This window comes from Nitrospirillum guanabarense (assembly GCF_034653355.1).
In the GTDB taxonomy this organism is placed as follows: domain Bacteria; phylum Pseudomonadota; class Alphaproteobacteria; order Azospirillales; family Azospirillaceae; genus Nitrospirillum.
Genome location: NZ_JAYEER010000004.1, coordinates 640,001 through 654,603 on the forward strand (window position 1 = coordinate 640,001; position 14,603 = coordinate 654,603).

10 protein-coding genes (1 of these 10 cut by a window edge) are annotated in these 14,603 nt (G+C 68.8%); 2 read left to right on the forward strand and 8 right to left on the reverse strand.

Translation table 11 applies throughout. The annotated features are described in order from the left end of the window. The 6 genes from UAA55_RS20955 to UAA55_RS20980 form a co-directional block, all read right to left on the reverse strand. Positions 1-510, reverse strand: the 5' end (the start) of a protein-coding gene (locus tag UAA55_RS20955) for a helix-turn-helix transcriptional regulator (RefSeq protein ID WP_322955116.1). The gene continues 528 nt to the left of window position 1, outside the view; 510 of the gene's 1,038 nt are visible here — the first part of the coding sequence; its start codon is at positions 508-510; its stop codon lies off the left edge, out of view. 135 nt (positions 511-645) lie between these two features. Beyond that, positions 646-3,489 (reverse strand): serine/threonine-protein kinase, encoded by a 2,844-nt coding sequence (locus tag UAA55_RS20960; RefSeq protein ID WP_322955118.1) that lies wholly within the window; start codon positions 3,487-3,489, stop codon positions 646-648. A 138-nt stretch (positions 3,490-3,627) separates the two neighbouring features. Next, positions 3,628-5,673 carry an alpha/beta hydrolase domain-containing protein gene (locus UAA55_RS20965; RefSeq protein ID WP_322955120.1) on the reverse strand — a complete coding sequence of 682 codons (2,046 nt, stop codon included), beginning with the start codon at positions 5,671-5,673 and terminating at the stop codon, positions 3,628-3,630. 71 nt (positions 5,674-5,744) lie between these two features. Continuing rightward, positions 5,745-6,929, reverse strand: a complete 1,185-nt coding sequence (locus tag UAA55_RS20970; protein ID WP_322955122.1) for an AGE family epimerase/isomerase — start codon at positions 6,927-6,929, stop codon at positions 5,745-5,747. A gap of 25 nt (positions 6,930-6,954) precedes the next feature. After that, on the reverse strand, positions 6,955-7,224 hold the full coding sequence (locus tag UAA55_RS20975) for a hypothetical protein (protein ID WP_322955123.1): 270 nt from the start codon (positions 7,222-7,224) through the stop codon (positions 6,955-6,957). Continuing rightward, positions 7,221-8,447 (reverse strand): ROK family transcriptional regulator, encoded by a 1,227-nt coding sequence (locus tag UAA55_RS20980; RefSeq protein WP_322955125.1) that lies wholly within the window; start codon positions 8,445-8,447, stop codon positions 7,221-7,223. The genes UAA55_RS20975 and UAA55_RS20980 overlap by 4 nt, the downstream gene beginning before the upstream one ends. Before the next feature lie 223 nt (positions 8,448-8,670). On the opposite strand from UAA55_RS20980, the gene UAA55_RS20985 reads away from it, so the two are divergent. Together UAA55_RS20985 and UAA55_RS20990 are read left to right on the forward strand one after the other, a co-directional pair. After that, the gene (locus tag UAA55_RS20985; protein WP_322955126.1) at positions 8,671-10,347 is read left to right on the forward strand and encodes an alpha-L-fucosidase; all 1,677 of its coding nucleotides are present in this window, start codon (positions 8,671-8,673) and stop codon (positions 10,345-10,347) included. A gap of 140 nt (positions 10,348-10,487) precedes the next feature. After that, positions 10,488-11,489, forward strand: a complete 1,002-nt coding sequence (locus UAA55_RS20990) for a glycosyltransferase family 2 protein (protein WP_322955127.1) — start codon at positions 10,488-10,490, stop codon at positions 11,487-11,489. 238 nt (positions 11,490-11,727) lie between these two features. On the opposite strand, the gene mgrA is transcribed toward UAA55_RS20990, so the two are convergent. Further along, entirely contained in the window at positions 11,728-12,771 is a 1,044-nt protein-coding gene (gene mgrA, locus UAA55_RS20995) for an L-glyceraldehyde 3-phosphate reductase (RefSeq protein WP_322955128.1), read from the reverse strand. Between the two features lie 98 nt (positions 12,772-12,869). Further along, positions 12,870-14,558 carry a methyl-accepting chemotaxis protein gene (locus UAA55_RS21000; RefSeq protein WP_322955129.1) on the reverse strand — a complete coding sequence of 563 codons (1,689 nt, stop codon included), beginning with the start codon at positions 14,556-14,558 and terminating at the stop codon, positions 12,870-12,872. Positions 14,559-14,603: the final 45 nt, after the last annotated feature.

Sequence of the window (14,603 nt, forward strand, 5' to 3'; positions counted from 1 at the left end):
TCGCCGCGACAGCTCGTTCAGCGCCGCCCGGGGCATGCAGACCGCCAGCATGTCGAAAGCGGATGGGATCAGCCAGCGGGGCCGCTGATCCAGATGGACGATGGAGACGCCGCCGGCGGCACAGGGACCGGCCACGGTCTCGCGCCCGCCGCGCCACGACCGATGGCCGGCCAGCGGGGTCAACTGCACCAGGACCAGGAAGGTGTCCTCAGGCTCGAACGGCAAGGTGGGACGCCCCTGGAGCCCCAGGCCGGCCACAGGGGAACGCAATCGTGTCACGCTCAAGCTGGCGTCGGCATGCCGGCAATCCACCGCCAGGCGCTTTCCCGCCGGCAGATGGAAACGCCGTGCCAGGTGGACGACCTGCGCGCTGGTCTTGTGGTCGCCCAGGCCGGCGCTATCGTTGACGGACAGGTCCGTGATCTCTTCCCAGGCCGCTTCCGGCGGCAGGGCGTAGGGCGGATTCAAGGGGGCCGCGGTATAGTCGGCCTGGAGGGCGGGATACGACATGTCCGGGACTTCCTTTCGGATGGCGCCGAGGCTTCCCCAATGGGCACTCCGTTCGGCCGGTGGGGTTCGGCGGGTGGGCACACCCGAGGAAAAACCCGGCCGCTGGACCAAACCGGACAGGGACATATAAATTTTTTAATGCGGTTGGCTTTCCTCCCCGGCGGCGGCCATCGCGTCGCGCGCTTGGCGGATGAGCGGACTGCCCGGCGCGTCGGTGCGCTGGGCGTCGGCTAGCGCCGTGGCCGCGTCCCGCGCGGCGCCCGCCCGGTCGCCACCGGCCAGGCGCACGGCGCTGCGGGTCAGCAGCAGGCTGGTGTGGATGCGGACGTCGTGCGCCGCGCGCAAGCCGTCGTAGGCGGCCTGGGCGCGTTCGACGTCAGCCGCCGCCTCCGCCGCCTTTCCTTGGCGCAGCATCAATCGCGCCCGCCCGGTCCAGGCCAGGGTCGGTGTGATGGAGGTGGGGCGCAGTCGCGTCTCGTCACGGATCGCCTCATCGAAGATCAGCGCCGCCTCCGCCGTGTTCCCTTGGGACAGCAGGTACCATCCCCACTGGCCGCGCAGATCCTGCGCGTCCTGGCCGTTGGGTTCCTTGGCCATGTTTTCCGCCAGCAGTTGGGACAGCAGGACGCGCGCGTCCTCCCGGCCGAGATTGGCGTGGGCCAGCGCCAGCGCCAATCTCAGTCGCCGCATGTCACGCGGGTCGTCGGGCTGGCTTTCAAAGATGGGCCGCAGCCGTTCCAGGATGGGCAAGGCATCGGCCGCCCGTCCTTCCGCCGTCAGGCTGTTGGCGTACAGAAGCTGGACCTGGGCGGCGGTGGTACGGATGCGGGGCGACTCCGGCGTGGGGTTGTCGCGGATTTGCGCCAGCAGCGTGTCGTAGAGCGCCAATGCCTCGGCGCGCCGGCCCAGCTTGTGCAGCAACTTCGCGCGCTGGGCCAAGGCGAACCAGTAAGAGGGACCGACGCCGTCAGCCGCCAAGGCCAGGGGGGCCGCCCGTTCGTAATTCCGCTCCGCCTCGCCGGTGCGGCCCAGGCGCTCGAAAATGACGGCCTGGTTGACCAGGATGGTGGCGATTCCGACGCCGCCCGCCCCGTCGGTCGCCAACCGGTGATCAAGGGCCTTCTGATAGAGCGTGGCCGCCTCGGCGTAGTCGCCCGCCTGCATGCGCAGGATCGCGGCGTTCTGCAGGGCCCTGATATAGTCCGGGTCGTCCGGCGCGTGCCGTTCATAGAGCGCCGTCGCCTGGTCCAGCGCCTGCCGCCGGGCCGTCTGGCTGTCGGGCTCGCCTTTCAGCCGCGCCGCCTCCGCCATCCACCATTGGGCGCGATACGCCGTGTCGTCGCGGCCGGAGGTGTGCAGCATGGCATCCAGGGTCGCCATGACTTGCCGCGCCTTGTCCATGTCATATGCGGTGATGGCGCCCCAGGCCTCATCAAACAGGGAGTCGATGACGACGGGAGCGTCCTCGCCGTAGAGCTTGCGCCCCAGGTCGGTTCGCCGCTCGGCGATCCGGGTGGCGCTTTCGGCGTCGTCCAGCGACTGATAAAGCTGGCGGGTGATGCCATACAGCTCCAGGGCCAGGCCGGGGTCCTGCGAGAATTCCCGCTCCACCCGCCGGGCCCCCAGATCCACCAGCGTTTCCGCTGGCACCTCGCGCCGGCGCCGGTCGGTCGGGAAACCGGCATCGGTGGCGCCGAACAGGCTGACGACGAAGGCCTTGATGGTCTCCGCCCGGGTCACGGCCCTTTGCGCCCGCAGATATTGCCAGGTGACGCCGCCAAGGCCACCCAGGATGGCCAATGTGAGCAGTCCAACGGCGGCCAGGGGCAGGCGATGGCGCTTCATGAAGCGGCCCAGGACGTAGCGCCGTGAACCCGACCGAGCGGAAATGGGCAGGCCGTCGCGCGTGCGCTCCACGTCCCGCGCCAGGGCGTCGACGGTCCCGTACCGCTGGGACGGCTCCTTGCGCAGGGCCTTGGCGACGATGGCGTCCAGGTCCCCCGCCAGCTTCCTCACCGGCACCGGCGGAGGGCCGTCGGCCCGCGCCGCGAATTGGGACAGGGGCGGGGGCACCTCCTGCAGGGCGGTGCGCACGGCCCGGGCCAGGGGCATGCCCTCCAACGTCCAGGGCCGGGCGCCGGCCAGCAATTCATAGAGCAGCATGCCCAGGGCGTAGGCGTCGGTGGCGGTGCTGACCGGCCCGCCCATCAACTGTTCCGGCGCCGCGTAGCCGGGGGTGAGGGGAGCCAGCAGGGTGTCGGGGTTGGCTTCCTGGCCGGTGACAATGCGCTTGGCGATGCCGAAATCCAGCAGCTTCACCTGGCCATCGGGGGTCACCAGCACGTTGCCGGGCTTCAGGTCGCGGTGGACGATCAGGTTGCGGTGGGCGTAGGCCACCGCGTCGCAGACCGCCAGGAACAGCGCCAGGCGGCCATCCAGCCCGACCTTGTGATCACGGCACCAGGCGGTGATGGGCTGGCCCTCCACCAGCTCCATGACCATGTAGGGTTGGCCGTCGTGCATCCCGCCGTCCAGGATGCGGGTGATGGTCGGGTGATCCAGGTTGGCCAGGATTTGCCGTTCCGCCTGGAAGCGGTCGATATGGTCGATGGCCTCCCGCCGGATGAGCTTCAGGGCCACCTGCTGTTCGAAATGGCCGTCGGCCCGTTCCGCCCGGTAGACCTCCCCCATGCCGCCCCGGCCGATGGGCTCAAGGATGCGGTAGGCGCCGACCCGCTGGCCGGTGCCCAAGCTGGTGTAAGGGATGGCCGGGCCGTCGGTGAGGAAAGCCTGCGCGGCCGGCTGGTCCAGCCATGTCTCGTCCCGCGTCGCCTGGTCCAGCAGCTTCCGCAGTTCGGCCAGGACCGTGGCGTCGCCGCCGGCCAGGCGCAGCAAGGCGGCCGGGCGGCTGCTGGTGGGCAGGTCCAGCAGCTGGTCCAGCGCGGCCTCGATGCGGGGCCAGTCAGCCTTGGCGTTCATCGATCCATGTCTCCCCACCTGGTGGCAACGGTCCACCATATCCGGCGGGAATATTGAAATCCCTAGATTATTCTGGGAATGAGCGTTGCGCTCGGCAAACTGGTTTTGTCCGCCGGGCGCCTTGATCGGGGCGGGGGCTCAGCCGGGGAAAAGATAGCCGCAACCGGTGTCGGCTGGATCGCGGGCCATGATGCGGTCATAGAGCGCGCCCTGGTCGGCCAACAGGTCGTCCGCCTCCTCCGCCAGCACCCAGCCGGCGGCGACCTCGCGGGCGATGGCGGCCCGCGCCTTGTCCAGGAAATCCTGGCGGGTGGGATAGCGGGCGGCCAGCGACGGCCGGGGATCATGGGCCGCCGCCCGCTCCGCCTCCGTGCGGGCGAAGGGCACGAAGGACCCGTCGAAGCGACCCTGGTAGGCGCCGAAGCCTGTCTCCGGCGCCCGCAGGTTCCAGCCGGTGTGCGTGCCCAGTGGCACCTCCAGCTCCACTTGCCGGATGCCGCCCCGGTCGTTGCCGTCGGAGTCAGGTGCGGGCACGCGGGTGGGGTAGGGCTGGCCCCGCGCGGGGGGCACGGTGTCGGCTATGCCCTGCGCATAGCGCGGACCGAAATCCAGGCGCGGCGGCATCAGGGGGCTGAGAGGCGGGGTGAGGCCGGGCACCTTGGCGAAGGCGGCCTTGTAGGCTTCGGCGCTGATGAGGGTGCCATCCGCCAGCTTGGGCACGGCGCTATCCGGCGGCGCCGCCTTGCCTTGCACCCAGTTGTCCAGCGCCACCACCAGCGCGCGCTCCACCGGATAATGGTTGGTGGTGTTGACGCAGGCGGCGTAGGGCCAGCGCTCATGGCTGCGGCCGACATAGTGCTGCGATCCCGCCAGCAGGTAGATGCGGGCGGACGGGTCGATGGCGGCGTCCGCCTTGCCATCCGGCGTGATGTGCAGCAGGGAGGCGGAACGGTTCCAGTACTCCGCCGAGGTGTTGGCGAAGATCATCTTGGGCAGCGGCCCGGCCGCCCGCGCGCCGTCCAACAGGGAGCCGGTTTGTTTCGTTACCGGGTCGGTCGAGGGCGTGGTGGTGAAGGGGAAGGCGTCGGAGAAGTAGATCTGCTCCACCAGCGGGCTGAAATGCCGGGTGGCCATGCCGAAGCGCTGGTTGAAGGCGCCCTTGCCAGCGCCGGGCACCTGGGCATAGGCGCCGTCGAAGGCCGGGCGTCCTTCCTCATCCCGGTTCCAGCCATTGTACAGCATGGTGTCGATGACGCGGCCGGACTGTGAGATGCCGAAGATCAGGGCGCGATCCAACGGTTGCTGCCCGGCGAAGGGCTGGGTCTTGAAGAAGGACAGCAGGTCGCGGATGCCGGCCAGGCCCACGCCGACCACATACGGGTCGCGGGAGGGGACGACCACCTCATAGATCTTGCCGGTCTGGAAGCCGTCTTCCATGCGCACCTCCACCGGCAGGCCGCCGTCGGGGTTCTCCACGAAGGTCCATTTGCCGCGGGCGATGGGGTGGCGTGGCGCGTCGGGTCCATCCCGCTCCGTCAGCACGGCGTCGGGCGCGCCCTCGGTGGCGAAGGGGTAGGGGGTGCCCTTCATGCCGACATAGGCCGCGGTCTTGGCCGGCTTGTCGACGATGAACTCGTAGGCGGCCTTGCCCAGGATGGGCTTGCCATCCTTCGCCTTGGCCACGGGGGGCTTCAGGATGAAGGGCCTGTCGCCCGGGCCACCCGGCTGCACGTCCCAGGTCCAGGCCGACCACAGCAAGGTGTATCCGCGCTTGAAGAAGAAGCGGTTGCCGGTGTCGGCCAGGGTGGTCGGGTCGTTGTGCGCCGGGACACGGCCGTTGACCTGGCCCAGGGCGGCGATGCCGCCCCGGTTGTTGACGTCATAAAACAGGGCGCCGTTGCGCCCCGCTGCGTTGGTGGGACGCAGCATCAGGAAGTCGGTGGCGAAGACGACGTGGCCGTGATCGTCCTGGGGCGCCAACCCCAAGTCGGTGATGCGGGCGTTGGCCGGCAGGGCGGGGTCCAGGGCGATCCAGGCCGTGCCCCGGATCTTTTCATAAGTGCCGACAGCGCCGAAGGGGACGCCGTCGGCCAGCACCGTGCGCTCCGTGATCTCCACCCGCTCCACCGCCGCCCAGGCGGGGATGGCCGTCAGCAAACCCATCAGGACGATCAGACGCCGCATTGTCACTGCCCCTGTTTATTCATTGTGGGGCGACCCTAATGCGGCGCCGGATGGGGATCAACAGGAGCGCTTCAGCCCGGGTGCCCCGCCATGGCCAGGCCTTGGTCCAGTTCCTGGATGGCGCAGACGATGTGGTAGAAGCTGCTGGCGGGTGCGGCCTCCTCGACGAAGGTTCCGTCGGGGTTCAGGCGATCGCGCCACAGGCCCTTCACGGGCGTGTCGAAATACTTCATCAGGCCGCGTCCGCCGTTGGCCGCCATGGTCCAGTAGGTGTCGCTGCGGTCGGCGTCGTCGCGGGTGGCGAGGGCCGCCAGCACGGCGCACTTGATGCGCTCCGTCTGCGGCCACAGGCGGGCGACGGGGTCGTGCGGGGTCAGGTCGTCCAGCAGGGCGTTCATGGCGACGCCGCGCGCTGGGTCCACGCCCGGCCCCTCGCCGATGGCGATCATGCGCCAGGCGGCGTCGGCGGCCGCCTTGCTGCCGGTCAGGGCGGCCCAGCGCAGCATCAGCCAGGACCATTCGAACTGGTGCCCCGGCTCGACGATGCGGCCGGGGGTGCCGGCCTGGGGCCGCCAGTCGCCGTCGAAGAACTCCTTCAGCCCGCCCATGTCGTCGTCGATGAAGCGGGTCAGGGCCAGGCCCACGATCTCTTCCGCCAGGTCGCGCCAGCCGCCGTCGCCGCCCTGCTCCATCCAGGCCAATGACGCTTCCAGCATGTGCATGTGGGGGTTGGACAGCAGGGGCAGGGTGCGGGGGTGGCTCTCCTCGAACCCGCCCTGGGCGTGGTGCAGCGTGTCCAGCAGCCGCTGGCGCAGGGCCACGGCCATCTCCTCCGCCCTGCGGTTCTCCGGCGTGGCGCTTTGCGCGGCGGCCAGCGCGAACAGGGCGAAGGCCTGGTCGTACAGCACCACGGTGTCATCCAGGGCGGTGCCGTCCGGCGCCACCTTGGTGCGGAACAGGCCGTCGGGCCGGCGGTAATGGTTGAGGAAGAACGTCAGGCCATGCTCCGCCGCCTCGCGCACCGGGCCGTTCCAGCCGGATTTGGCCGCGACGGAATAGGAATAGACCTGGCGGGCCTGCACCCGCGCCCGGCGGGCGTCGTTGGTGGGCTTGCCGTCCAGGTCCAGCTTCTCATGGAAGCCGCCGTTCACCCGATCCGCCCCCACCTCCCACCACAGGGGATAGGCCCGCTCCACCAGCCAGGCCTTCAACTGGCCCCGCACGGCGGCGGCGTCGAGGAGAGCGGTTGAGGGCATGGCAAGGGTTCCTTGAAGTCTGGAATCAGGCGATTTGTCGGGCGGGGGCGACTTTGGCGTCCCCCGTGTCGGTGAACAAGCGCGGGCGTACAGCCCGGGACACGCGGCCATTGTCGGCGGCCCGCGCCGCCGCCTCGATCGTGGTGCCGCCGAAATCCATGCCGACCTGAATCAAATCCTCGGCCAGCCAACGGCCACGCAGGGGAGGCAGGACCGTAGCGCGGCGTATCAAGAATGAAAATTGAAATATTAATCCCATAAGATGCCGGCCCTTGCCGGACTGGCGCACCATCACGCGGCGGCGGTCTTCATCAGGGCGGTGCGCGACGGCAGCAGGCGGTCGTTGAAGGGCAGGATGGCGGCACCCACCGCCGGCGCATCCATGGCGGTGGCGGCGCGATAAACCGGCGCGATGACGGGAATGGCGCCGGTGTGGGCCTGCAGCCGTTCGGTGATCAGTTGGGCCAGGCGGTCCAATTGGGTGGTGGGCAACCGCCCGCCCAGGAATACCGCTTCAGGATTCACCAGGCAGCTGACGGCGATGATGGGCACGGTCAGCAACTCGGCCGCCAAATCCAGCCACTGGGCGACCAACGCCTGGCCGGCGGCGTCCAGGCCGGCCAGCTCATCCGGCTGGCACAGCGGATAGCCATTGGCCTTGAGGAAGCCGAACAGGGCCGACAGCGACACCGCCTCCTGCAAGGAGGTCGCCGGCGTGCGGGGCGAGGAGACGGGCAGGAAGCCGATCTCACCGCTACGGCCCTGGGCGCCGCGGAAATACTGCCCATCGATGACCATGCCGCCACCCAGGCCCCGGCTGATCAGGATGTAGAAGAAGCTGGGGTCGTGCAGGCCGTGGCCGAACTGCAGCTCACCCAGGGCCGCCGCCGCCGCGTCATTCTCCAGGAACACCGGCAGGGGCAGGATGGCGGAGAACAGCCGGGCGACGTTGACGGTGTTCCAGGCCTCATAGCTGGCGGGGCGATTGGGCAGGTTCACCCGGCCCAGATCGTCGGGCATGGCGACACCGATGCCGACGATGCGATCCCGCGGGAAGGTGCCACCGGCCAGCAGCGTGTCCACCTGCTCCTTGAAGAAGGCGGCCACGGCGTCGGGCAAGGGGAAGTCCACATCCAAGGTGGCGCGATGGCGCACCTGGCCCAGAAGGTCCAGCACCAGCACGGTGACATGGTCGCGGTCGATGTTGACGCCGATGGAGTAGCAGCCGTCCGGGTTGATGGCCAGGCGCATGGCCGGCTGGCCGCGGGCGCCATGCAGGCGGCCCACTTCCATGATCAGGCCGTCGTTCAGCAGGCGCTTGGTGATGTTGGCGATGGCCGGCGCCGTCAGGCCGGTGATTGTGGCCAGTTCCGCCCGGGTGATGGGGCCGCTGACCCGGATGGCCTGTAGCATGACCCGCTGGTTGTGGTCCCCCGCCCGTTCCAGGTTCGTGCCCGACAGGCTCGCGCCCAGCGACGGGTGCAGGTCGGTGGCTCGGGAGGGCACAGGCGCGGACATCCGGGCAATTCCTTATTTAAATTTACAAAGTTTATGCGCCGGGATGGTGGGGCATCGGCGCCCTGGACACAATCCCGCATTTGAGGTCCGCACTTGAGGATCGTCACACCAGTGGGCCAAGGCGACGGTACGGGCGCGGTGACATGCGTGTTGGATGCAGCCGCACGACGGCCGATATGAGAGGCTGGTCCCGCTTCGCTCACAACGACGGATGGCACCGACCATGACGCCTTCATTCTTCCGCTGGGCGGGGCGCCGTTTCGGGCCTGCGGGCGCCCTGCTGTTGGGGGCCGCCTTCCTCACACCGGCCGGGGCCCTGGCCCAGGGCGCGCCGCCGGCCGCCCCGGCCCCCACTGCGGCCCCCACCGCGACCACCTCGACGCCGGAGCAGATGGACGCCACTTGGCGCCAGGCCTCGTCCAGGGCGGCGCGGGAGCGCGAGGCGCTGCTGAAGAAGGTGGCGGCAAGCGATGCCGCCGGCCCGTTTCGGCCCGATTGGATCTCCTTGCGTACCTGGCAGATGCCGGATTGGTATGCCGATGCCAAGTTCGGCATCTTCATCCACTGGGGCGTCTATTCCGTGCCCGCCTTCGGCAGTGAATGGTACTCGCGCCGCATGTACATCCAGGGCAGCAAGGAATACCAGCACCACCTGGCGGTCTACGGCACCCCGGACAAGTTCGGGTACAAGGACTTCATCCCCCAGTTCAAGGCGGAGAAGTTCGATCCCCGCGCGTGGGCCAGCCTGTTCCGGGCCTCCGGCGCCCGCTATGTCGTGCCGGTGGCGGAGCATCATGACGGCTTCGCCATGTACGCCACCCGCCTGTCCGACTGGTCGGCCCTGCGCATGGGCCCCAAGCGCGACCTTATCGGTGACTTGGTGCGGGCGGTGCGGGCCCAGGGCCTGCACCTGGGCCTGTCCTCGCACCGGGCGGAGCACGACTGGTTTTTCGGCGAGGGGCGCAAGATCGCCTCCGACGTGAACGACCCGCGCTACGCCGATCTCTATGGCCCGGCGGAGGCGCGGCTGACGGCGGAGGATACGGGCGACGCCCAGATGATGGGTGATTTCACCCACGTCTCGCCCGCCTGGCTGGACGATTGGCTGGCGCGCACGGCGGAGCTGGTGGAGGATTATCACCCCGACCTCATCTACTTCGACTGGTGGATCAGTCATCCGGCCTTCCGCACCACCCTGCCCAAGTTCCTGGCGTATTATTACAACACGCAAAGTCGGCGCGGCGGCTCGGCGGTGGTCAATTACAAGGAAGGGGCGTTGGCGGACGGCAGCGGCGTGGCCGACGTGGAAAGGGGCCTGATGCCCGACATCCAGCCCCGCGTCTGGCAGACCTGCACCTCGCTGGGCGACTACAGCTGGGGCTATATCGAGGGCGAGCGGTACAAGTCGCCGAAAAAGATCATCCACCTGCTGGCCGACATCGTTTCCAAGAATGGCAACCTGCTGCTGAACATCGGCCCCCGCGCCGACGGTACCATCCCGCAGGAGGCGCAGGACAGCCTGCTGGCCATCGGGGCCTGGCTGAAGACCAATGGCGAGGCGATCTACGGCACCCGACCCTGGCGCCAATTCGGCGAGGGGCCGGCCCGGATGGCCAGCGGCTCGTTCAAGGAGGGGGAGACTGACAAGCCCTTCGGACCTGAGGACTTCCGCTTCACGACCAAGGACGGCACCCTCTACGCCATCGAGATGGGCTGGCCGGAAGAGGGGAAGGCCATCATACACGCCCTGCCGGCGGGGGAACCGGTGAAGGCCGTCACCCTGCTGGATGGCGGGGCCGGCCAGGCCCTGGTCTTCCACCAGGATGAGGACGGCCTGCATTTGGTGGTGTCGAAGCGGGCGCCGGGCGACCACGCCTTCGTCTACCGTATCGAGCGCTGAGCGGTCGTCGCGTAAGGCGGCGATTTTCCGCAAAACTGTCACTGTTATGAAGTACGGGGTAGGGCGGAGGGATGATGGCACAACCATTGAGGCGCGACCTATAAACGCTTGGAACTAAACAAGCGCGGTGCCGCCCCTTTATGAGCAACATGCATGCGACCAAATATGCTGATGACTGGCGGTCGCATTGGCATGCGCTGGAGGTTGGGGAAGAGGTTGGCGCGCCCCGGGTCACCATCTGCGCCATCGTCAAGAACGAGGGCGCTTTCCTGCTGGAATGGGTGGCGTACCACCGTCTGATGGGCGTCGAGCGCTTCGTCATCTATAACAACGGCAGCAGCGACGACACCCGCGCCGTGCTGGACCGCATCGCCGGCCGGGCCGGTATCACCGTCATCGATTGGCCGTCGGCGCCCAGCAGCCGCAGCCTAGCCTTTTTCGAGGCCCGCGACCTGGTGCTGTCGCTCGACGACCCCCGCGACTTCAACTGGTGGGGGGACACGATGGTGGGGCCGCAGTTGCGGGCCTACAATCATTTCCTGACTTATTACGGACCGGACACGGACTGGGCGCTGTTCATCGACGCCGATGAGTTCGTCGTCAGCCGGCCGGGCCTGTCCCTGCCGGCGTCGGTGGCATCCTATGGCCGTGATCCCGCGGTGGGCGGCGTGGCGCTCAATTGGCGCTATTTCGGCTCCAGCGGTCATCAGCAGCCGGACGGCCGGCTGGTGATCGAGCGTTTCATCCGTTGCGCCCCCGCGATGTACCATGGGCATGTGCATATGAAGAGCTTGGTGCGGACGGCGGCGCTGGACCGCATGCTCATCCATTCCGGTCGCCTGCGGGACGGGTGCCACTATGTCGACGATACCGGAACGCCCGTGGAACTGCGCGATTTCGGCTTCACGCCCGCCATCTCCCACGCCCGGCTGTACATCCACCACTATTCCGTCAAATCTCGGATGGAATTCGATCGCAAACGGGCGCGGGGCCGCGCGCCATTCGCCGATGGCCATCCGCTCAAGCGCGACGGGCTGGATGATGAGTATTTCCGCAGGCAGGATCTGAATGACGAGGTGGATCTGATCCTGCTGCGCCGCGCGCCGGCCGTGAAAGCGGAGATGGCGCGCCTGTTGGGCTGACCCGGCAGGCCGACAAGGCGCCCCTTTCAGACAAAACATCCATAAGGCATGCAAGAGCGGCGGCCGCCACCTGGGGTAGCTTTTCCTTGCGGCGACGGGATGTCCCCCACACTCCCCATCACCCCGTCGCCTTCCTCCCCATGGGCGGTACCTGCGGCCCCCCGCCCGCACCGCCATACTGGATGCCCGCGCCCCATCCGGAGCGCGGGCATCACTTTGTCCGGGAAGCGTCCGGGCTTCACTCCGGTGTGCTGGCGTCGGAGGAGCGCTGCCAGATGTTCAGGCCGGTGTCCACCGCGTGGGCATCGATCTCCGCCAGCTCCGCATCCGTGAAGGCCAGGTTCCCCAGGGCATCCAGGCTGTCGTCCAGCTGGGCCACGGTGCGCGCGCCGATAAGGGCGGAGGTGACGCGCGTGTCGCGCAGCACCCAGGATATCGCCATCTGCGCCAGTGTCTGGCCGCGCCGCTCGGCGATGGCGTTCAGGGCGCGCACATGCTCCAGCGCGGCCGGCGTCAGCATGTCTTCCGTGAAGGACCCGCCCTTGGCGGCGCGGGCGTCGGCCGGCACCCCGCTCAGGTACTTGCTGGACAGGAGGCCCTGCGCCAGGGGGGAGAAGGCGATGCAGCCGATGCCTTCGTCCTTCAGCGTGTCCAGCAGGCCGCCTTCGATCCAGCGGTTCAGCATGGAATAGCTGGGCTGATGGATCAGGCAGGGCGTGCCCATCTCCTTCAGCAAGGCCGCGGCCCGCGCCGTCATGTCGGCTGAGTAGGAGGAGATGCCGACGTACAGCGCCTTGCCCTGGCGTACCACTTGGGCCAGAGCGCCCATGGTCTCTTCCAGCGGCGTGGTCGGGTCCACGCGGTGGGAATAGAAGATGTCGACATAATCCAGACCCATGCGGCGCAGGCTCTGGTCCAGGCTGGCGATCAGATACTTGCGCGATCCGCCGATACCGTAGGGGCCGGGCCACATGTCGTAGCCGGCCTTGGTGGAGATGATCATCTCATCCCGGTAGGGCTTGAAGTCGCCGGCCATCACCCGGCCGAAATTCTCCTCGGCCGAGCCGTAGGGCGGGCCGTAGTTGTTGGCCAGGTCGAAATGGGTGACGCCCCGGTCGAAGGCCCGGCGCAGGATGGCGCGGCCGGTCTCGAAGACGTCGGCGCCGCCGAAATTGTGCCACAGGCCCAGTGAGATGGCGGGCAGGTCCAGGCCGCTGCGCCCGCAGCGGCGATAGGGCATGGTCTCGTAACGGTCGTCGGCGGCGCGATAAAGGGACTGCATGTCTTGGGCTCCAGCTATGGGGCGGTAACCGGTGGCACCATACGGTGATCGCCGGCGCCCTCCAAGGCGGGAGTTGGTTAAGGTTATTCGGCGGTGGCCTAAGCGGCTTTAACGCCGTTGATGAACGTCGCGATCTCGCGGTTGAGGGTTTCCGCCCGGCGGGACAGCTGGCCCGACGCGTCGACGATCTGGCCGGCGGCGTCGCCCGTGGTGATGGCGGCGTGGTTCACGTCGGTGATGGTGGTGGAGACGTCGCCCACGCCCCGCGCCGCCTCGTTCACGTTGCGGGCGATCTCGTTGGTGGCGGCGGTTTGCTCCTCCACGGCCGAGGCGATGACCACGGCGATTCCCGACAGGGTGGCGATGGTGCCGTTGATGTGGTCGATGGCGCCCACGGTGCGGCCGGTCAGGGCCTGGATCTCCGCGATCCGGCCGGCGATCTCGTCCGTGGCCTTGGACGTCTGCGTCGCCAGCGACTTCACCTCGTTGGCGACGATGACGAAACCGCGGCCGGCGTCGCCCGCCCGCGCCGCCTCGATGGTGGCGTTCAGCGCCAGCAGGTTGGTCTGTGCCGCGATGCCGGCGATAAGCTGGGCGATGCCGCCGATGCGTTGGGCGGCGTCGGCCAGCTGGGCCACCGTGACGCGGGTGTCCTCCGCATCCACTTGCGCCTGGTCGGCGATGTCGCGGGAATGGGCGACCTGCTGCGCGATCTCCTTCACCGACAGGGCCAGCTCCTCCGTCGCGGCGGCCACCGTCTGCACGTTCAGCGCCGCTTGGTGCGAGGCGCTGGCGACGGCGCCGGAGCGCTGGTTGGTCTGGTCGGCCAGGCCGGCCATGGAGGTGGCGGTGGCCTCCATCTCCGTCGCGGCGCTGGCCAGCATGTGCACCAGGTCGGCCGACCGGGCCTCGAAATGGGCGACCAGGCCCTCCAGCGCTTCCGCCCGGCGGGCCTTGGCCTGCTGCTCGGCGGCCTGGGCGGTGCGCAGGCGGTCGGCCTCCCGCGCGTTGTTGCGGAACACCAGGGCGGCGCGGCCGATGTCGCCGATCTCATCCCCTCGGTCGGCGCAGGGCACCTCGGCCTCCAGCTTGCCGTCGGCCAGGTTCCGCAGACTGCCCACCACCAGGGTGATGGGGCGCAACAGGCCGTGCCGGGCCACCAGCCAGCCCACCGCCAGGCCGGCGGCGATACCCAATGCCGCGAGCAGCACCATCAGGCGGGTGGCCAGCCGGGCCGCGCGCTGGGCGCCCTCATTCACGGCGACGGACCGTTGCTCCAACGTGTCCACCAGCGCCTTCATCTTGTCCTGCAAGGCGGCGACATGGGCGCGCGAGTTGTGGATGGCGTCCACCAGGCCGGCGCGCGTGTCGCCCCCACTGTCGCGGGCCCGGCGCACCTTGTCGAACAGCGTCCCCATCACCGGGGCGTAGTCGGCATAGGCCGCGCGCACCGCGTCCAACTGCGGCCGCTCATTCGGGGTCACCAGCGTTTCCAGGGCGTCCAGCCGGCCCAGCAGGGTGGCCGTCGCCACGTCCTTGGCCTTGACCGCGTCTTCCCATTCCTCCGGCAGGGCCAGCGCCCTGTACTCCAGCCGGTTGATGGTCGACAGTTCGCGGCTCATGCGCGCGCTCAGGGTGGCGGCGTTGCCGGCGGCTTGGATCTCGGTGGCGTTGTCCGCCATGGTGCGCAGTCCGATCAGCCCGGCGGCGCCGATGCCGCCGGCCGCCAGGCCCATGGCGGCGACGATGATGACGATCTTCCATAAAATGCGGACGTTGGAAAACATCGGCGGCCTCCGGGTGGTCAAGATGATCCGAAGTATTGGGGCTCT

Coding starts and splice junctions, on each gene's coding strand:
- UAA55_RS20960 (WP_322955118.1), bottom strand. CDS start 3,489: ATGAACGCCAAGGCTGACTGGCCCCGCATCGAGGCCGCGCTGGACCAG.
- UAA55_RS20965 (WP_322955120.1), bottom strand. CDS start 5,673: ATGCGGCGTCTGATCGTCCTGATGGGTTTGCTGACGGCCATCCCCGCC.
- UAA55_RS20970 (WP_322955122.1), bottom strand. CDS start 6,929: ATGCCCTCAACCGCTCTCCTCGACGCCGCCGCCGTGCGGGGCCAGTTG.
- UAA55_RS20980 (WP_322955125.1), bottom strand. CDS start 8,447: ATGTCCGCGCCTGTGCCCTCCCGAGCCACCGACCTGCACCCGTCGCTG.
- UAA55_RS20985 (WP_322955126.1), top strand. CDS start 8,671: ATGACGCCTTCATTCTTCCGCTGGGCGGGGCGCCGTTTCGGGCCTGCG.
- UAA55_RS20990 (WP_322955127.1), top strand. CDS start 10,488: ATGAGCAACATGCATGCGACCAAATATGCTGATGACTGGCGGTCGCAT.
- mgrA (WP_322955128.1), bottom strand. CDS start 12,771: ATGCAGTCCCTTTATCGCGCCGCCGACGACCGTTACGAGACCATGCCC.
- UAA55_RS21000 (WP_322955129.1), bottom strand. CDS start 14,558: ATGTTTTCCAACGTCCGCATTTTATGGAAGATCGTCATCATCGTCGCC.